Origin of the sequence: Nostoc sp. (genome assembly GCF_036917775.1) — a bacterium.
Classification (GTDB): Bacteria; Cyanobacteriota; Cyanobacteriia; order Cyanobacteriales; family Nostocaceae; genus Nostoc.
The window spans coordinates 152,308-171,766 of sequence record NZ_JBALEQ010000121.1 but is presented as its reverse complement, the minus strand read 5'-3'; the positions used below and the strand labels follow the sequence as shown (position 1 = coordinate 171,766).

Genomic DNA, 19,459 nt, shown 5'->3' with positions numbered 1-19,459 from the left:
GAGTGCCGCTAGGTTGTTGAGACTAATGGCGACATCTGGATGTTCTTCACCCAGCAGCTTGCGCCTGAGTGCCAAAGCTTGGATGTAAATGGGTTTGGCTTCGCTGTATCTGCCTTGGAAACGGTAGAGTGCCGCTAGGTTGTTGAGACTAATGGCGACATCTGGATGTTCTTCACCCAGCAGCTTGCGCCTGAGTGCCAAAGCTTGGATGTAAATGGGTTCGGCTTTGCTGTATCTGCCTTGAGAGTAGTAGAGTAACGCTAGGTTGTTGAGGCTAATTGCGACATCTGGATGTTCTTCACCCAGCAGCTTGCGCCTGAGTGCCAAAGCTTGGATGTTAAGGGGTTCGGCTTCGCTGTATCTGCCTTGGGAGTAGTAGAGTAACGCTAGGTTGTTGAGGCTTTGTGCGACAAATGGATGTTCTTCTCCCAGCAGCTTGCGCCTGAGTGCCAAAGCTTGGATGTTAAGGGGTTCGGCTTCGCTGTATCTACCTTGGAAATGATAGAGTGTCGCTAGGTTTTTGAGACTTTCTGCGACATCTGGATGTTCTTCACCCAGCAGCTTGCGCCTGAGTGCCAAAGCTTGGATGTAAAGGGGTTCGGCTTCTCTGTATCTGCCTTGGTAGTAGTAGAGTACCGCTAGGTTGTTGAGACTTTCTGCGATATGTGGATGTTCTTCACCCAAGCGCTTTTTAGTGACTTCTAAACACTGCTCATACCAAGGTAAGGCTTGGTTATATAAACCTTGAGCTTCATAAAATTTAGCGTTGCCGAGGAAAGGCCAAAATAAATCATCATCGCTTAAGTATTGAATCAGATTATTCGCTACTTCAGCTATATGAGGTATGGCAGGGGAAACAGCAGTGATTTGCTCAAGGGTGGGAGTTTCAGGAATATCTTTGGCAACTGCTACTATTACCCGGCAAAGAGAAAGCTTTAATTCCTCCCCCTTATCTAAACCTGTAAGCTTATATTGAAAAAACTCCCGCAACAGTGGATGCAGTTGATAGATTCCCTCACCTTTGCGCTGGAGTAAATGCAGATTCAGCAAGCGATCATCTCTAATTTCTTCTAAATCTTCGGCATCTTCTTCTAGTAAACACTGTTCCACCAACTTCCAAGGTATAGGTGCGGCGGCAAATAAACTCAATAAACAACCCAATTGTTCATCGTCGTCCTCTAATTCTTGCCAACTCAACTCAAAGGCTGCTAACACACCACCTTGTGCTGTCATGTCAGCTTCCGACTTAGATTTAGAGAGGGAACGCTCATCTAATCGCTCCTTCTCCAACCGTCGCAACATTTCTGCTAAGGATAAATCCTCTTTCCTTGCCAAATATCGCCCAACTAATTCCACACCCAAAGGTAAATATCCCAGCCATTCACACAACTGATTTGCTAAAGCTAATTCTTTTTCAATTCGCCCCGGTGTTTCTTTGAGTAAAGACTTTAATAACTCCAGCGCCGCTTCTGGTTGCAGCACATCCAAAGATAACTGTGCGATGCGTCCCAACTTCTGGCGCGTAGTCATCAACACTTTAAACCGAGAAGGTAGCGACTGTAAGTAAGGCTTAACTTGCTCGTAGTCACTGACATCATCCAGCACTAGCAGCACATCACCTTCACGCCAACGCCGCCAGCAATATTGCACTTGCGCGAGTAAATCAAAATCTTCTGGCGGGTTTAAATCAAGCTGCGTTCTGGCAAACTGCACAACTTGAATGCCCACATCCCCAGTTTTTGCCAGCAACCAGCAAAGCCCACCGTTGTATATTTCGCGGTGCTGGATTGCATATTGTAAGGCGAGTTCTGTTTTACCAACTCCACCCATCCCTGCTATTGCTGCGTAGGCGTAGCCCGTCGTAGACATCGCAACTTGTTTATTATCCTGCAAAAGTTGGTGAAGATTTTGCAATTCATCTTCACGCCCGACAAATTCCACCACCCCACTCAGGGGCAAATTTTGCGGTATTTCAGTAGAGGGATTTAACTTTGCCCGTTCCCGTTCAGGCGGCTGTAGTCAATCAGGAGAATTCTGATGGTAATTGATAGTAATTGGGCTATTGTCTACGCCTTGAAAGGTGGGAGCTTTACTATCAATACTTTGAAAACCTTGGCCACCGTAAACATTCTGGACATTTTTACCTTGAACTTTGTCAATATTAATTTCCTGGTGAATTTCTTTAGCAAGGCTTTGAACTTCTTCGCCAAATTGGGGATAGCTGTCCATTTCAACCTGTAGGTAGGCAGCAACCAAGTTCAAATCTTCCTTAGAACCTTGTTCAGCCTTTATTAAGGCTTCTTGCACTTTCGGTTTACCCTGAAACTTATCCCAAATTTTTTGACGCAGCAGTTTTAGCTTGTCCAGTGTACCTTCTGTTATCTTCTCTACGGTTTTTTCTATAGCTTTTGTGATTACCAAAGTTGCGATCGCAGCTGCTGTCAGCGATACTGGCTCCATAAGTTTCCCAAAATATACGAGATTTTACTTATGGTTCTCAGTTTAACGCTTCCTAATCATAGAAGGTAAATCATAGCCCCTCCTCGCTACACACTAGACAAGCGAGGAGGGGCTAAAAATCTCTTCAAGTCCCCCAATTTATCGGGGGATTTAGGGGGATCTAAAAAATTAGGAGGCTAAACGAGTAGTTTGAAAACACGCCCTACCCCTGAAATAATGGCGATCGCTAATCTACAATCCCATTGAGTATAAAATTATCTTGTCATGTAACTTATCAGGCAAAATATGCTTTAACACTGCTCCAAGTTTGGCATCTGAGCCAACCAGATAGCGTGTCTTGGGTTGTTTTGCAGTCAGCGCATGAACAACAGTCTGAGCGACAATATCCGCAGAAATTCCCTTAGATGCGAGAATCTGCATTTTCTTGCGGACAATATTCATCGCTTGACCGTAGAGATTTTGTGCCGATTGTGGTAAATCATACTGTGCTACTTCCGATTGACTTAGGGACTTTTCCCAAATTGGGGTAGCGATGGAACCAGGTTCAATAATTGAAACCGAGATTCCCCAAGGACGTAATTCCATCCGCATGACATCAGTGAGTGCTTCCAAGGCAAACTTAGAAGCATTGTAAGCTCCTAAGAACGGCGTAGGACTCCTACCAGCAATGGAACCCATATTGATAATTCGACCCCGACTTTGGCGTAAAAGCCCAAGAAATGCTTGTGTCACAGCTAATTGTCCGGTGACATTAACCTGCATCTGGTGTTGAAATTCTGCGATCGCTAATAATTCTAAAGGCCCAGGGATAGCAATTCCGGCATTATTCACTAAACCTAAAATTCCAGTACCACCGACTTCATTTGTTACCTTATCAACGGCAGCTGCGATCGATTCAGCATCAGTAACATCTAAAAAAATCGGAATCAGTCTTGGTGATCCTTTCTGCTTAAGTGTTTGAGCATCAATATCTTGACGCACGCCAGCAAAAACAGAGAAGCCCAACTGGTCTAAAAGCAAAGCACACGCTTGGCCAATTCCTGTTGATGCTCCCGTAACCACCACTGTACGTTGATGTTCTACAACCATTAATTTTCTTTTTTTATAATTTGGACTACCAATTCCCAATTCCCAATTTCCCATTCCCAATTGGCAATTCCCAATTAGTATCAATCTTTGCAAGTACCAGCCCGAAGACAATCTTCGGTTTGGTCATCTCTAGCTGATATTTGCCAAGGTAATATGCGTGACGGAGCATTTGTACTGTAAGCAATTAGAGCAGCTATTATCGGAGGCTGGTTTTTGAAAATTGTCACATCACTACTAAGACTATTACTTAGTCCAACATTGTATAAATAAACAGGCAATACCATAATGACAATGCAAATTGTCCGTTTCATACTCAACCTCAGCTAAAAATTTCCGATTGCGCTATGTATGTATAGATGCCACCTTGATGAACCGGATTTTTAAAACTGAGTATTATATGTTGATGTTGTGTGAATTTACCCAGCACTACTAGTAGTGTCTCAACTTGAAATTGATGGGTAGACAATCTCTTCGCAAGGATTTTAGCTCTTATTCTTGCACTAAAATGCTTACCACAAACCATCAAAACAAGTTAGACACACTACTAGCCGCAGAGACGTGATTTTTAAATTATCAGTTCCACCCTTTTTTTAGGTTAGGCATTGCCTACAAGATGGCTTCCTACTAACTTATGCAGATGCAACCCTAAAAAACAGGACAAAAAACCCACAGCAGCCAAAAACATATCTTGGTAGCTGCATTCCCCGGATAAAATAATGAAGAGTGCTGAGTTTCAAGTTATGAGTAAAAAATGTTGCTCATTACTCAACACTCAGTTATAAATGTTGCCTACTAGCTGACTCATGCCGCCTTTACAAGACGTAGATACTGTAAACGTTCCCAACATCGATCCAGAAGGATATGGCAATTCAGACACAGATCCTCTTAATGAGTTGCCCGATGAAGTCGAAATGTCCCTTTTCGACCACCTAGAAGAGTTACGACAGCGCATTTTCTATTCGCTGATTGCCGTAGCGATAGGTATTATTGGCTGTTTCTTTGCCGTTAAGCCGATTGTCCAACTGCTTGAGGTTCCAGCGCAAGGAGTAAAATTTCTCCAACTTGCACCCGGAGAATATTTCTTTGTCTCCTTCAAAGTTGCAGCCTACACTGGCTTAGTACTTTCTAGTCCTTTCATTCTTTACCAAATTATCCAGTTTGTACTTCCAGGATTGACTCGCCGCGAACGCCGTTTACTGGGGCCTGTAGTTTTGGGTTCGAGTGTACTGTTTGGTGCGGGTTTAGTATTTGCTTATTTACTCCTTATCCCCGCAGCTTTAAAATTTTTCATCAGCTATGGAGCAGATGTAGTTGAACAACTTTGGTCGATAGATAAATATTTTGAATTTGTGCTGCTACTTTTATTCAGCACTGGTTTAGCATTTCAAATTCCCATCATCCAATTGTTACTCGGTAATTTGAATATTGTCTCATCTGAACGGATGGTTTCTGGTTGGCGTTACGTGATTATGGGAGCAGTGGTTTTAGGAGCCGTGCTTACACCTTCGACTGATCCTCTAACTCAAAGTCTTTTGGCGGGAGCCGTTCTAGGGCTTTATTTCGGTGGTGTTGGGCTGGTGAAGCTTACAGGTAAATAACATTTGGAACAAGTAATATAGAATAGGTAAAAAATTTTAATCCCAGCGTTGGCTTACCAGTTATACAGAATTCAGAATTGAATTCTGGCAACTAATGCCAATATTTATTTTTTGTTAAGTTACGAGGCGTTTAGTACGTTTATGCTCATACATGAGCTTGTCAGCTTGTTCTAGCAATTGTTCTAGTGAAACGTTTTCATGCAAAGCACATTGGGTAGCACCAACACTTATGGATAGTTGATACGAGTAATTATGCTCTTGATTAAAGCGCTCAATATTTACTTGCAATCGCGGAGAAAATTCGTCTGTATTATCGGGGGAGCAGACAGAAACAAATATGACAAACTCATCTCCTCCTATACGGGCAATAATATCCGACTCACGGAAGCTTTGTTTTAGTAATTGGGCTGTGTCAACGATCGCTCTGTCTCCTATTTCATGCCCTAGAGAATCATTAATCTGCTTTAAACCATCTAAATCAACAAACAAAAGACAGCAAAATATTTCTGTGCGTCGGGCAATTTTGAATTGATGATTTGCCAGCCAAAAGAAACCACGTCGATTATATAATCCTGTCAATTCATCAGTTAAAGATAGCTGCCTTATCTCTGCTTCAGCTTTCAGGCGTTCCTGAATTTCATGCTCTAGACGTTGATTTTGCTCAAGAAGTTGTTGATGTTGCTGTTTGATGAGTAGCTGATTTCTGACTCGCATTAGCACTTCAAGTTCTTGAAATGGCTTAGTGATATAGTCTTTTCCACCCAGTTCAAAAGCCTGCACTTTATCATTAATTTGGTCAAGGGCACTAATAAAAATAATCGGAATTTTCTCTGTTGTTTTTGATGCTTTCAAATGTTGACAAACTTCATAGCCATTCATTTCGGGCATATTGATGTCAAGCAGAATTAGATCCGGTGGATGTCGCTCGGCGGCTTGTAATGCCATTCTCCCATTGATGGATTTACGGATGGTATAACCCTCCAACTCTAGTATTTTGGCTAACAACCGTAGATTATCGGGGGTATCGTCCACGATGAGGATATTCGTTTCCGAAGGGGATTTAAGTAAATGAGGCATAATCTTTTTACTGAGTTTGGGTGAGAGTTGCGATCGCCTCCAACTCGAAATTATCCACCAAATATGTCAGAGCATTGGCGAGAACTTGCTCCTGGTTAGGGATTTGAGTGATGAGATTGTAGAGTTCGGCATCGTTAAGATCCAAAGCTGCTTGATGCACCTGAATAATCCACTTTGGCGACATTACCTGTAAATCTTTGGCGGTTAGGGATTTCTGAAGTAAAGTTTGCTGGTCTAACCCTGATAAAGCTTCTTCGCGGTAGCGGTAGCGGACTCCTAAGTATTGTCTAATCTTCTCAAATAAGATAGCTTCTACAAATGGTTTGTTGATGTGGTCGTTGCAGCCTACTTGAATGCTGGTAGTGTAATCTTCCTCAAAAGCATAAGCTGTCAGCGCGATAATCACCACATCTTTACCTGCTTCCCTCTCTCGAATTTGCCGAGTAGTTTCGTAGCCATCAATTCCCGGCATTTGAATATCCATTAAAATCAGGTGGGGCTGCCATTTTTCCCAGAGAGCGATCGCCTCATTTCCGTTCTCGGCAGCACAAACCTCGAACCCAACTGATTCCAATAGCCTGACAAGCAACTGACGATTTTCTCTAACGTCTTCCACCACCAAAATGCGATAAGTGGGCTGTCCGGGTTCGAGACCGATAACAGTGCGAGTTGTGTCTGAGGCGATGATATCCACTGACTTTGCCAAACTCAGTAAAACCTCACAAATAAAAGTTGACCCCTGATTCAGGGTGCTTCGCACTGTAATATCACCACCCATTAAACGGGTAAACTGACGGCTAATCGATAAGCCTAAGCCTGTACCTTGATTCTGGCGACCTCGTTCTGTTTGCATAAAGGCTTCAAACACAGTCTCTAGGTCAGACTGAGCGATACCACATCCAGTATCTTCAACTTCTACTTGAAGGGTAATGATTGGTTTGAAATCATTGGTATCTATTGAATCAAGTGAGTTGATGCTGCCCACTTTCCCAGTCAAAGCTTGTAATCGCAGCATGACACTGCCTGTTGTCGTAAATTTGATCGCATTGCTTAACAGGTTGAGCAAAATTTGGCGTAGTTTTGATTCGTCACCATATACATAGCGAGGAACGCTAATATCCTGTTCTATTCTTAGATCAATTCCTTTATTTAAAGCTTTGAGGGAAACCATATCTCTCATGGAGTGGATTAGCTGATGCAAATCGAAATAATTTTCCGTTAGCTGTAACTGACCCGCTTCAATTTTAGACATTTCCAATACATCATTGATCAAGGTTAGCAAGTGTTCTCCACTACGGCCAATGATGTCTAAATCTTCTTGAAACTCAGATGGAATCTTGTCGCTGCGGTTCATCAACTGAGTAAATCCCAAAATGGCATTGAGAGGAGTTCGCAGTTCGTGACTCATTTTTGCAAGGAACTGGCTTTTGGCACGGTTAGCGATCGCAGCTTGTTCTGCGGCTTGTTCTAGGGCTATCTGGGAAAACTCCAACAGTGCCAACATCAGCGTATTTCGCATCTCACTAGCGGCTTCTAGTTCGGCCATTTCCCAAGGCAAGGAAGTTTCTCTCACGGTTTCTTTCCACAGTTCAAAAGACTTTCGGGGACACAATTCCATCTCTCCAATTTGATTGATTTTCACCGTATCCTGGGGGTTGCCGACCCAATTCACTGTCTGGATTTGCTCTGGTCGAAACCAAATAATGTGGTAAGACTTTTGTTTAACATGATTGAATAAAATTGAAATTGCGAGGATGCCGCTAGCTTGATCTTTAAATGCCTTCGCTTCTGGATATAAACGTGAGAGGGAATTGGTAGCAAACACTTGTTTCCCCTGATGTTGCACCAACCACGTCACTAAATCCTGCACTTGGGCGATCGATGGCGTTTGACCAACTAATGTCAGATGACCGTCAAGTGAAATCGCCGCTCCTTGAGCATGAACTAGCTCCAGCAATTGAAAAGTATTTCGGCTTAACACTTGCTCAATCAAATTGGACTCTTGCAATAATGTCTGTTGCAGTTGATCCTGAATTCTTTTCACCCGTGTTCGGTAAAAATGCAATTCTTGTTCTTGCTTATGCACCAGTTCAATTGAGGCAAACTGTCCTAAAAATTCACAGGCTTTGCGAGTTTCATAATCCACTAGTTTCGGGCTGGAGTGGTGACAGGCAATTAATCCCCAGAGGCGTTTGTCGTCGAGCAACGAAATCGTCATCGACCCAGCAACCCCCATATTCTGTAAGTATTCAATGTGATAGTGAGACACTCCTCGTAACACAGAATTACTCAGATCCAGGGGTGTATCCGTCAGAGGATGGTTACTGGGAATCAGGGGGATTGGAGTGTAATTGACATCAGGAATGAATCGCATCCACTTGCGGCAAAACAACTTGCGGGCTGGCGCAGGAATATCTGTCGCCATATAGTGCAGTCCCAAGTAGCTTTCTAAATGCCTCTGTTTCTGCTCCGCAATCACCACACCACTATCGTCTGCCTTAAAGCGGTAAACCATCACCCGATCAAACCCAGTCATTGCTTTTACATCTCTGGCAAGGGCTTTAGCCATACTTTTCAGGTTAGTGGCATTACGGAGATTGGCGATCGCCCCTTGCAGGCGGTGATAGAACTGGGTTGAATGGATGCTGTTGCTCGATTGCTGAGGTTCTAATTCCAGGATCAACCCATCTATCATCCGGTACATCACACCTGTAAATGTCTGATTTTTCCGTTGCCAATCAGTCTGAGCAACCCTCCGCCGCGTTTTTAGCTCAAACGGATTGCAAAGCTCCAGGTTATCTTGAGCTAGATATCCAGTAAGTCGCTGCACTTGATCGTTAGAAAATAACCGTTGCAATGGTTGACCCAGCAATGCTTCTGCCGAAATCCCAAAAAACTGTTCCACATTTTCACTAATCTGCAAGATTCTCAAGTGTGGCTCTTGCAGCATCAACAAGATTCCATGCGGTTGAATATAGCCGGGAGCATACACCGATTCATCACTGCACACTTCTAAAGCCGTTAGTAATGAAGGGGTCAGCGAGTCGAGTGAGATCGGATTTGGTAACTGCATAGCTAAGATAAGCGGTTTTGGAAATCAAAAAGTTGTGAATATTAAGTTAAAAATTCAGACAAGGATAATTGCCTGGAATTAGTTTAATTAGCTATTACCAGAAAGGGAAAAGGAAGAAAAACTTGGTCATAATATCCATTCCGAAGAACGTTCACCCAAATCTAAAGGAATGCTAACAGCTTTGCCGAGTCGGGGGCGATCGCGTGTTTGGGCAATAAATGTTTGTACTTGCGTTGACCCGCCCAAGGCATGGAGATAATTAGCAATGCTGTCAAGATGCTCTTGGTACTCCACCTCACTTAAGGGAAAAGAAGCTTGCTCCAGATATTTCCACATGACTTGCAAAAATATCTTTCCCTGTGCCCGTCGAAACTGGACATCATAGGAATATCCCCACTTATCAAGCAACATCTGACGTAATTCCTGTCCTGTCATAGCTTTTCTCAATCAGATTTTACATTTAGTTATGATGTTAAGTTCCGTGACTCCAGTATGATAAGGATATAAAGAAATGTAATGCTAACAGAAAAGATGCTTTTTATATCTTGGAACAAAGAAGTATGGCATCGTTGTGAGCGCTAGCATTTCGACTTAGACAAGAGTTCCTCAAGTACTAGTACTTTTGTCAAAATGCTTAACAAAATACACAAAGAGCGCGTAGATTATGGCTCAATTTTCTGAATCAGCAGACGTGCCCGATATGGGTCGTCGTCAGTTCATGAATCTGCTCACTTTTGGGACTGTGACTGGAGTAGCTCTGGGTGCATTGTATCCCGTTGTCAACTACTTTATTCCACCCGCAACTGGTGGTGCTGGTGGTGGTGTAACGGCAAAAGATGAGCTAGGTAACGATGTTAGCGTCACCAAATTTCTAGAAAACCGGAATGCAGGCGATCGCAACCTAGTCCAAGGACTTAAGGGAGATCCTACCTATATTGTGGTAGATAGCAAAGAGGCGATCAAAGATTATGGCATTAACGCCATCTGCACCCACTTAGGTTGTGTCGTCCCCTGGAACGTTGCTGAGAACAAATTTAAATGTCCTTGTCATGGTTCCCAGTATGACGAAACTGGTAAGGTTGTTCGGGGCCCAGCACCACTGTCTTTGGCTTTAGCCCATACCAATGTAAGCGACGACAAAATCGTTTTGACCCCTTGGACTGAAACCGACTTCCGCACCGGTGATGCCCCTTGGTGGAGTTAATCAGTGCTGAGTGCAAAGTGCTGAGTGCTGAGTAAGGGAGTGAAGAAGCAGAGGGGCTGAGGGGCAGAGGAGATAATAGTAACTCCTAACTCCTAACTCCTAACTCAGCACTCAGCACTCAGCACTCAGCACTCCTAATGACTAATGACTAAATTCAATCGTTGCCCTTATTAGAGATGAGAAATGTTTTCCGAACAGCGAGGTTAACTCGCAGTGCTAGAGCGATCGTCAAAACATTGCTCATAGCGATCGCCACTGTGACATTTTACTTCACCAGCGATCTAGCCCTTCCTCAATCAGCTGCCGCCTATCCATTTTGGGCACAGCAAACCTATCCCGAAACCCCCCGCGAACCAACGGGGCGGATTGTTTGTGCCAACTGTCACCTAGCCGCCAAAGTTACAGAAGTAGAAGTTCCTCAATCGGTTCTACCTGACACTGTATTCAAAGCTATAGTGAAAATCCCTTACGATCTGTCCGCCCAGCAAGTTGGTGCCGATGGTTCTAAGGTTGGCTTGAACGTCGGTGCTGTACTGATGCTACCTGAAGGCTTTAAGATTGCTCCCGAAGACCGTCTTTCCGAGGAACTTAAAGAAGAAATTGGCGACACTGCCTTCCAACCCTACAGCGAAGACAAAGAAAATGTCGTCATCGTCGGCCCCTTACCTGGTGAACAGTATCAGGAAATCATCTTCCCAGTTCTTTCTCCCAACCCCGCAACCGACAAAAACATCCACTTCGGTAAATATTCAGTTCACGTAGGTGGTAATCGGGGACGCGGACAAGTTTATCCTACTGGCGAAAAGAGCAATAACGCTGTTTACAATGCTTCCGCGACTGGCACAATTACCAAGATTGCCAAAGAGGAAGATGAAGATGGTAACGTCAAATATCTAGTAAACATCCAACCTGAATCTGGTGATGTTGTCGTTGATACGATTCCTTTAGGGCCAGACCTGCTTGTTTCCGAAGGTCAAGCAGTTAAGACTGGCGATGCTTTGACCAGCAACCCGAACGTTGGTGGATTCGGTCAAATAGATGCAGAAATCGTACTGCAAGACGCATCTAGAGTCAAATGGATGATTGCATTCGTCGCTCTTGTAATGTTGGCTCAAGTTATGCTTGTGCTGAAGAAGAAGCAGGTTGAGAAAGTTCAAGCTGCTGAGATGAATTTCTAAATTCTTTACTAAATCATTACTTATAGGACAGGCTTGTTGCCTGTCTTTTTTAATGTTAGTTATACAAAGCCTAGAAATGTGGGGCTTAATTGCTAGTATTTGAGCGTAAATACTTTAAAAATACAAACAAAACAGACCTTTTTAAAAAATAACTTCTGGAAGAATAATTGTTTAAATAAAATCTATTAGTAAGTAATGTACTAGTGTTTTAAACATACTAATGTATGTAAATTAAGATTTTGCATATATTCTATACAGCAGCTTTTTTGGGCGACTTCCCAAGCAATTTTATCCAGAATTTTTCCGTTTAATACTCTCAGGATGTTGTACATAAAAAAAATTCTGCATAACACCAAGGATTATATTGAATTTTTCCCTATAATTACCCTTTAAATAGTAGTTATATGGAAAAATTTTGTACAATAATATCTAAATCTGGATGTAACATATAGCCGTCCTAAATAATTCGTGAACTTCTTTCCTTCTTCTCTTGGCGCTCTTCTCTACGAGAGGCTACGCGTTTACCTAGTGTCTCGAAGAGAAGGCAGGTTCTTTACAAGACGCGAAGCGCGAAGGCGGTTCGATAATTTTTACAACTTAAATAGGATTGCTATAGAAAATTTCCGTACTGGAGAAACGACATGGATGGAACAGCCTTAGTTGTAGGTGCAAGCGGCATCATCGGCAGCAATCTTGCAAGAGAACTGATCGCCAATGGATGGACGACCTATGGGTTGGCCCGAAATCTTAAAAAAGGGGTGGAAGGGTTACGCCCTGTTGCTGCCGATCTGCTCGATCTAGCTAGCCTGAAAACTGCGCTGTCAGACATCGCCCCGACGCACATCTTCATCACAACGTGGATGCGTAATGCGACCGAGGCCGAGAATGTCAGGGTCAACGGCACGATGGTTCGCAATCTGCTGGATGTTCTGTCACCGAAGGAATCAGTGCAGCACGTCGCCCTCGTCACCGGACTCAAGCACTATCTCGGGCCATTCGATGCCTACGCCAGGGGCGGATCGCTGCCAGAAACTCCATTGCGCGAGGAGCATCCCCGGCTCGACATCGAAAATTTCTATTATGCTCAGGAAGATGAGGTCTATGCCGCCGCCGCCCGTGACGGTTTCACCTGGAGCATTCATCGCCCTCACACTGTTATTGGAAAGGCGGTCGGCAATTTGATGAACCTCGGCACGACGCTGGCTGTGTATGCCGCGATCTGCAAGGAAACCGGGCGCGCGTTCCGTTGGCCAGGTTCTGAAGCGCAGTGGAAGGGCATCTCCGACATGACCGATGCGCGGGTGCTGGCGAAGCACCTAGTGTGGGCGGCGAAGACCGAAGCGGCCCACAACGAGGCGTTTAACGTCGTCAATGGCGACATCTTCCGCTGGATATGGTTGTGGGGGCGGCTGGCTGACTGGTTCAGCATCGATCCCATCGGCTTCGACGGCACAACCCACCCGCTCGAAGCCGAAATGGCGAATGAAGGTGCTGTCTGGCGCGACATCGCAAAGCAGCATGACCTCGCCGAGCCGGATCTGAGCCGTCTAGCGTCTGCATGGCACACCGATCTCGATCTTGGCCGTCCGATTGAAGTTATGACCGATATGTCGAAGAGCCGGAAACTCGGCTTCTCCATATACCAGAAAACGGACGAGTCGTTTTTTGACCTGTTCGAGCAACTACGCGCAGATCGGTTGATTCCGTAGAACCTTGGTGGATGGCACTGGTAGCGTTTTATGGGTGCCGAACGACAGGAACTCGGACTAAACAGCGGTTGCAATCTGGAATTTCTCTTGATTTCCCGGCCTCCCAGTCATAGCGATCGCATTTTGAGCGATATTATTGAATCTAGCCCTAGTTGAGTTGAGGGATTCGCCCATGACAGTCTCAATAGAGTATATCCCCGTTACTCCGATTGAGTACCCAGATGAGGATGGTAAGCCGATGGCCGAAGGTGATTTACAGCGCAAGTGTCTTGTATACGCTACCACTGTGCTGGAAATTTATTTCCAAAATCACCCAGATGTATACGTAGCTGGTAATCTATTTATTTACTACGAAAAAAATTATCCAGAATCGGTTGTCGCACCAGATGTATTTGTGGTGTTTGGAGTAGAAAACCGTGACAGACGCTCTTACAAAACCTGGGAAGAAAATAATCAAACCCCAGATTTTGTTCTAGAGATTACCTCAAAAACCACCCGCAGCAAAGACCAAGGCGCAAAGAAAGGAATTTACGCCTTTCTAGGAGTGCGTGAATATTTCCAATATGACCCCACAGGCGATTATCTCAATCCCCAACTCCAGGGTTTACACTTGGTCGATGGGAATTATTTCCCAGTAGTAGCCAATACCCTGCCAGATGGTATAGTGTCCCTACCCAGTGAAGTTTTGGGGCTAGAGTTGCGCCTGGAGGCGGGAAAACTGCGTTTTTATAATCCAGCTACGGAGCAAACACTCTTAACTCATGAAGAGGAAGCAACAGCACGACAAGCCGCAGAAGAGGCTCGACAGCAAACGGAGCAAAAAGCGCAAAGATTAGCTGCTAAACTTCGAGAATTAAATATTGATCCAGATAGCCTTTAGCTAAATTCAGCAGTGTCAATAAAATAATCGGGTGAGTATGATTTACCCACCCTAATTATGCTTACTAAATTAGACAATAATCTTAAAGTTCTCCATTAATCTTACGCCTAATGATTTCCATTTGGGCTTGCATATCAGCTTCTGTCACAGGCATAGGATAGCCTTTAGAATTAGGATCACGTTTGCTCATTAAAAAACGTAGAGCTTCAATGTCTTCGCGGTTTTCGACGACGTAAGCTCTCAACTCTGTAAAACTCATTTGCTCATAATTCTGGTTCATTGACAAAATCCCAGATTCCATTACTTAGTACAATGACTTGGAGTTCATCTCCAGCTAGGATATAAACTTGCCCTGTTTTGTCGTCAAATCGAAATAAGCGGATGTCTTTGTAAAGATTTGACAGCATTTGACAAACCCTTATACAGGCTAAGGCTTGCTCTGTTGTTGGTAAAATAAACACTCCTCACTACTAATATAGGGTGAGCAATGCCCACCCTACTGCTGTTGATTATTTTTTGTGAGACTATAGCGGACGGTAGACGCGATAGTTGATTTCGGGGAAGATATTATCCATTAACTCGACTTTTTCTAACCAACCACTGTCAACTTTGCCGACTTTCACATCTTCGTAGAGCTTATTGAAGCGCATCAGGTGCGATCGCGTCCGTCTAATTGCATAAGGTACCATTGTTCCCGTCCGCATAATAAATGCCCAGTCAGAAGATTGTGCTAATAGCAGTTCCCGCGCCGCTTGGTTAAGCGCTTTCCACTGCAATTCATCCTCTGGTTCCAAATGCGAGATTTCAATCATCCGTTCCGCAGCTTTGTGCAAATGTGGATAAATCCACGCATTCGTTTCATTCAACCAATATTCGTGGAAACCCTTGAAACCCCAACTCGACTGCGAAGGACGACAGACTTGCTGCGTTGGCTGATCTCGCAAATAGTCTGCTAAATGGGTCATTTGATATGTTTTTTGGTCATACCACGATTTGCGGAATAGGTAATCGATGAACCAGGGGCCTTCATACCACCAATGTCCAAATAACTCTGCGTCATAAGGCGAAACGATAATTGGCGGGCGTTGCATTATACCATAGAGATGCTCAGATTGCCGCTCTCGGTTATACATAAAATTATCAGCGTGTTCTGCTGCCTTTTCCCTAGCCCAATAAGGATCGTAGAGTGCCTTATCTGATAGACCTAAACCACGCCCTGTAATTTTGTGATACTTAATGCCCGTGTTTTTCCGTTGGCCATTAGGCATGATGTAGGGCTTGATGTACTCATATTCTGCTTCCCAGCCCAAATCTTTGTAAAATTCCCGATATTCCGCCGCCCCAGGATAGCCCACCTCAGAAGACCATACCTGTTGGGAAGATTCATGATCTCGACCAAAGACAGCAACACCTGTTTCTGTATAAATTGGCGCATAAGTGCCAAAGCGCGGACGGGGGCGGGCGTAAAGGATGCCATGCCCATCAGTGAGGAAGTAGCGAAGCCCAGCATCGGCTAGCATCCGGTCTAAACCTTCATAGTAGGCGCATTCCGGCAACCAAATGCCTCTGGGTGCTTGTCCAAAGTTTTGCTCGTAATGCTCGCAAGCTACCTGAATTTGCGCCCACACCGCCTCTGGATACATTTTCATCAACGGCAAATAGCCGTGGGTAGCTCCGCAAGTAATAATTTCTAGGTTATTACTATCTTGGAACTTCTTAAAAGCTGTCACCAAGTCCCCGCCGTAGCGTTCCCACAACTGACGCGCTTCGCTGAACTCAGTAGCGTAATGTTCGGCTAAATAACGAAGATGTCCGTTGTTGACATTATGTTCTGCTTCTAGTGCTATAAGTTCTTCTAGTTGGGCTAAGTGTGCTTCATAGCGTTCTTGCAGCAGAGGATCGCGGAGCATCGATACCAGAGGTGGTGTCATGCTCATCGTGATTTTAAAGTCGATACCGTCTCGCTTTAAGCCTTCAAATACTTTCAATAATGGAATGTAGGTTTCTGTGATGGCTTCATAGAGCCATTCTTCCTCCAGCACGTAGTCACTTTCTGGGTGACGAACGAAGGGCAGATGTGCGTGGAGTACAAGCGCGACGTAGCCGATAGACATAGTGATTTTGGGGTGATACTTGTAAGTTGAAGGTCGAGAGGTTTGGCTGAAATTAACAATATTTTAAGACTTTATGGGGATCGTAAGAATAGTTTTCAATTGAGTTAAATACAGCTTTTATGGGGGTACAACATTGTCATGCCTCCACCGCCTTTTGTTGTTAACTAGTTGTAAAATCTGCTTATTTGTTTATTGTATAATCCTGTACTGAAAATATTTACTCAGGTTCAATGCCTGTGGCTTGTAAGGGTTCTACCTATTTTTTAGCTAATTCACCGTCAACAATTCAAGGTGTCTTACTACTGCACAACACACCCTATTTCTGCTTAAAATTTATATTTCTTCATATAAATTGAATTTTATCGCCGACTTACTTAACCCAGGGTTTGCTTCTTATTCTGGATTAAAAAAACGTAATTCACTAGACAAGATATTTTTTCTGTTTATATCCATGATCTGGCGACAAACCTTTGTATAGAAGTTCATAAGTGCAGCCTGTCCTAGACATCGCATCCCTTATTCCTCATCCCGATATAATTCCTGCAAATCTTGTAACTGAGTCTTGCGGGAAATTCGGCGATATTTTTTACTTTCTAGCTTGGGTTCGTATTGACTCTGCCCTTTGCCTTTGCTTTTGCTTTTTAACTTCATGGTGGATTCAGGATCAGCTTGGTGGTGCATCTGAGTTTGATGAGCGATCGCAGCATCCAAAAATTCTAAATAATGTTCATATCGTTCCCAGTCTCCCCGCACCACACACTCAGGCTCGTCTCGGTGCAGACAATCACTAAACCGACAGCTAGCAACTGCTAACCGTTTTCTTGCTTCTGGGAAATAATGGATTAATTCTTCTGGGATGCAATCCATATCCGGCTGATTAAAGCCGGGAGTGTCTGCAAGCATTCCACCGCTAGGTAACTCAAATAATTCTGTATGGCGAGTGGTATGACGACCACGAGCTAGTTTGCCAGAAACTTCTCCTACTCGCAACTTTGCCGTGTCAATTAGTATATTAATCAGGCTGGATTTGCCAACGCCGGAAGGCCCAGCAATAACAGTAATTTTATCGCTTAAATATCTGCCTGCTTGGTCAGTATTTATACCATCTTTGACGCTGATAAATATTGGTTGATAGCCCCAACCGAGCAGGCGATCGCTAACTTGCTGCTGTTCTAGCTCTGAAATTAAATCACTTTTATTTAAGCATAAAAGCACATCCAAGCCAGTAGACTCAGCCTTAATCAGAAACCGACTTAGTTGATAAGGTTCCAAAGGTGGATCGGCTACGGCAAATACCAAGAGGATTTGATTGACATTGGCGATCGCTGGACGATCTAATTCGCTGTGACGGGGTAAGACATCAGCGATCGCTCCCCGTCCTCCAGCCCAATCTGGCTCTTCAACCACAACGCGATCGCCTACCATCACCTGTTGTCCGATTTTTTTCAGCCGTGTTCGGCGAGTACAGAGGAGGAGAGGGGGATAAGGAAGATGAGAATCTTGATCTCCCATCTCCCTCATCTCCCCCTGTTTTTGGTCTAACTGTACTCGGTAAAAATTAGCCTGTACAGCCACTACTGTACCTAATAACTGGCCAGTTACAGCGAGATTTTCCCCTGTCATTGGCCAATCACTGGACGGCGCACTAACAGAGAAAAATAACTAGCGCAGTCTGTAATTTCTTCAACCTGATAACCTGCCATTGTCAGACTATCAGGAACCTGCTCAATCGGCTCACCAGGGTCTAGCCAGACTTCTAGTAAACCTCCCAATGGCATTTTTTCCAAACGTAATTTTGTCCGCACAAAATTGATTGGGCAAGGGGTGCCACGTAAATCAAGTTGAGCATCGGGAGTTAACAGAGAAGAGGGCATCATTACTTAAATAAATTTCCCAAAAATCCTCCTAGACCGCCTTCACCAGTACGATCTCCCTTAATTTTAGCCAGCTTCTCCAAAAGTTCCCTCTCCTCTGGGGTTACTTTGTTGGGAATATCAATTAATACGTTCAGCATGTGATCCCCACGACTGACAGGATTACCCAAGCGAGGTACGCCGCGATTTTCTAACTTCATTACTGTATTTGGCTGAGTCCCAGCTGGAATAATCAGTTCTACAGGGCCATCTACCGTATCTACCTCTAACCGACAACCTAAAATCGCTTGTAGGTAGCTAACTTTGATTTCCGAAAGAATATTAATCCCATCCCGTTGGAATTCTTCGTCCTCATTTACGAACAAGTAAACGTACAAATCCCCAGGAGGGCCACCACGTTGACCAGAATCTCCTTCACTAGAAATCCGCAAGCGAGTGCCATTATCCACCCCGGCTGGAATGGTAATTTTGAGTTTCTTGGTGACTTGATTTGCGCCCTTTCCATCACAGGCATCACACTTATCTTCAATTACCATCCCTGTTCCATTACAGGTGGGACAAGTCGAGACTTGGGTGAAACTGCCAAAGGGTGTTCTAGTGACACGACGGACTTGACCCGATCCGCTACAAGTCGAACAAGTCCGGGGGCGGGTTCCAGGTTTAGCACCAGAACCGCTACAGACTTCACAATTTTCTAAATGTGAAATCCGAATTTCTTTTTCGCCACCAAATACCGCTTCCCGAAAGTCTAACTTCAGGTCTAGTCGCAGATCATCGCCCCTCGCAGGCCCACTGCGCCGTCTTTGTTGCGTGGGACTACCCATACCGCCAGCAAAGCCACTAAAAATGCTTTCAAAAATATCAGCAAAACCACCCATATCGCCGACATCTTGGAAGCCAGCGCCAGCACCTGACACACCCTCTGGCCCAAAGCGATCGTAACGAGCGCGGGTTTCTGGTTCCGAGAGTACCTCATAAGCGCGGTTAATTTCTTTAAAGCGATCCTCCGCCCCCGGCTCTTTGTTCACATCTGGGTGATACTTCCGGGCTAAACGGCGATAAGCTTGCTTGAGTTCTTCTTTGTCGGTGTCACGAGAGACACCCAGGATTTCATAATAGTCGCGGGCCATATAGCAAAGGTAAAAGTTAGAAGGAAGAAAGCAGAAGTCAGCAGAACGTCACTCACGGTCACTTGCTACTTTA

General features: G+C 44.4%; 19 protein-coding genes. 6 read left to right on the top strand and 13 right to left on the bottom strand.

Annotated elements, in window-relative coordinates:
• The 4 genes from V7K69_RS25320 to V7K69_RS25305 form a co-directional block, all read right to left on the bottom strand.
• Positions 1–1,959, bottom strand: a 1,959-nt coding sequence (locus V7K69_RS25320) for a tetratricopeptide repeat protein (RefSeq protein ID WP_335039462.1), incomplete at its 3' end; no start/stop codon positions are given.
• Positions 1,960–2,019: 60 nt separating this feature from the next.
• Entirely contained in the window at positions 2,020–2,460 is a 441-nt protein-coding gene (locus tag V7K69_RS25315) for a hypothetical protein (protein WP_335039459.1), read from the bottom strand.
• Between the two features lie 231 nt (positions 2,461–2,691).
• Complete coding sequence (locus V7K69_RS25310) at positions 2,692–3,603, bottom strand: SDR family oxidoreductase (protein ID WP_335039456.1); 912 nt, start codon at positions 3,601–3,603, stop codon at positions 2,692–2,694.
• Positions 3,604–3,629: 26 nt separating this feature from the next.
• The gene (locus tag V7K69_RS25305) at positions 3,630–3,860 is read right to left on the bottom strand and encodes a hypothetical protein (RefSeq protein WP_335039454.1); all 231 of its coding nucleotides are present in this window, start codon (positions 3,858–3,860) and stop codon (positions 3,630–3,632) included.
• A 492-nt stretch (positions 3,861–4,352) separates the two neighbouring features.
• On the opposite strand from V7K69_RS25305, the gene tatC reads away from it, so the two are divergent.
• The gene (gene tatC / locus V7K69_RS25300; protein WP_335039451.1) at positions 4,353–5,147 is read left to right on the top strand and encodes a twin-arginine translocase subunit TatC; all 795 of its coding nucleotides are present in this window, start codon (positions 4,353–4,355) and stop codon (positions 5,145–5,147) included.
• 114 nt (positions 5,148–5,261) lie between these two features.
• Here tatC and V7K69_RS25295 read toward each other — a convergent pair whose 3' ends face one another.
• From V7K69_RS25295 to V7K69_RS25285, 3 genes are all read right to left on the bottom strand, one after another.
• Positions 5,262–6,224: a GGDEF domain-containing response regulator gene (locus V7K69_RS25295; protein WP_335039449.1), complete on the bottom strand. Its 963-nt coding sequence runs from the start codon at positions 6,222–6,224 to the stop codon at positions 5,262–5,264.
• A 7-nt stretch (positions 6,225–6,231) separates the two neighbouring features.
• Positions 6,232–9,297, bottom strand: coding sequence for a response regulator (locus tag V7K69_RS25290; protein ID WP_335039446.1), 3,066 nt, complete (start codon positions 9,295–9,297; stop codon positions 6,232–6,234).
• Positions 9,298–9,423: 126 nt separating this feature from the next.
• Positions 9,424–9,732 carry a DUF3067 family protein gene (locus V7K69_RS25285; protein ID WP_114080193.1) on the bottom strand — a complete coding sequence of 103 codons (309 nt, stop codon included), beginning with the start codon at positions 9,730–9,732 and terminating at the stop codon, positions 9,424–9,426.
• A gap of 229 nt (positions 9,733–9,961) precedes the next feature.
• Here V7K69_RS25285 and petC point away from each other — a divergent pair, with 229 nt between their 5' ends.
• From petC to V7K69_RS25260, 5 genes are all read left to right on the top strand, one after another.
• The gene (petC, locus tag V7K69_RS25280) at positions 9,962–10,501 is read left to right on the top strand and encodes a cytochrome b6-f complex iron-sulfur subunit (RefSeq protein WP_335039442.1); all 540 of its coding nucleotides are present in this window, start codon (positions 9,962–9,964) and stop codon (positions 10,499–10,501) included.
• A 176-nt stretch (positions 10,502–10,677) separates the two neighbouring features.
• Complete coding sequence (gene petA / locus V7K69_RS25275) at positions 10,678–11,679, top strand: cytochrome f (protein WP_335039440.1); 1,002 nt, start codon at positions 10,678–10,680, stop codon at positions 11,677–11,679.
• A gap of 641 nt (positions 11,680–12,320) precedes the next feature.
• Entirely contained in the window at positions 12,321–13,388 is a 1,068-nt protein-coding gene (locus tag V7K69_RS25270) for an SDR family oxidoreductase (protein ID WP_335039438.1), read from the top strand.
• Between the two features lie 30 nt (positions 13,389–13,418).
• Positions 13,419–13,544 carry a hypothetical protein gene (locus V7K69_RS25265; protein WP_335039436.1) on the top strand — a complete coding sequence of 42 codons (126 nt, stop codon included), beginning with the start codon at positions 13,419–13,421 and terminating at the stop codon, positions 13,542–13,544.
• A gap of 16 nt (positions 13,545–13,560) precedes the next feature.
• Positions 13,561–14,268 (top strand): Uma2 family endonuclease, encoded by a 708-nt coding sequence (locus V7K69_RS25260; protein ID WP_335039434.1) that lies wholly within the window; start codon positions 13,561–13,563, stop codon positions 14,266–14,268.
• A gap of 82 nt (positions 14,269–14,350) precedes the next feature.
• Here the strand turns inward: V7K69_RS25260 and V7K69_RS25255 are convergent, their stop codons facing one another.
• The 6 genes from V7K69_RS25255 to dnaJ all read right to left on the bottom strand — a co-directional run bounded on the left by V7K69_RS25255 (position 14,351) and on the right by dnaJ (position 19,386).
• Positions 14,351–14,548 carry a DUF6887 family protein gene (locus V7K69_RS25255; RefSeq protein WP_069070282.1) on the bottom strand — a complete coding sequence of 66 codons (198 nt, stop codon included), beginning with the start codon at positions 14,546–14,548 and terminating at the stop codon, positions 14,351–14,353.
• Positions 14,532–14,729 (bottom strand): DUF6888 family protein, encoded by a 198-nt coding sequence (locus tag V7K69_RS25250; protein WP_442936187.1) that lies wholly within the window; start codon positions 14,727–14,729, stop codon positions 14,532–14,534. The genes V7K69_RS25255 and V7K69_RS25250 overlap by 17 nt, the downstream gene beginning before the upstream one ends.
• Positions 14,730–14,792: 63 nt before the next feature.
• The gene (locus tag V7K69_RS25245) at positions 14,793–16,382 is read right to left on the bottom strand and encodes a glycoside hydrolase family 57 protein (protein WP_335039432.1); all 1,590 of its coding nucleotides are present in this window, start codon (positions 16,380–16,382) and stop codon (positions 14,793–14,795) included.
• Positions 16,383–16,898: 516 nt separating this feature from the next.
• Complete coding sequence (gene rsgA / locus V7K69_RS25240) at positions 16,899–18,005, bottom strand: small ribosomal subunit biogenesis GTPase RsgA (RefSeq protein ID WP_335039429.1); 1,107 nt, start codon at positions 18,003–18,005, stop codon at positions 16,899–16,901.
• The gene (locus V7K69_RS25235; RefSeq protein ID WP_335039427.1) at positions 18,002–18,259 is read right to left on the bottom strand and encodes a sulfurtransferase TusA family protein; all 258 of its coding nucleotides are present in this window, start codon (positions 18,257–18,259) and stop codon (positions 18,002–18,004) included. Before V7K69_RS25235 ends, rsgA begins: the two co-directional genes overlap by 4 nt.
• Positions 18,259–19,386, bottom strand: coding sequence for a molecular chaperone DnaJ (dnaJ, locus tag V7K69_RS25230; RefSeq protein WP_335039424.1), 1,128 nt, complete (start codon positions 19,384–19,386; stop codon positions 18,259–18,261). The genes V7K69_RS25235 and dnaJ overlap by 1 nt, the downstream gene beginning before the upstream one ends.
• Between the last annotated feature and the right edge of the window lie 73 nt (positions 19,387–19,459).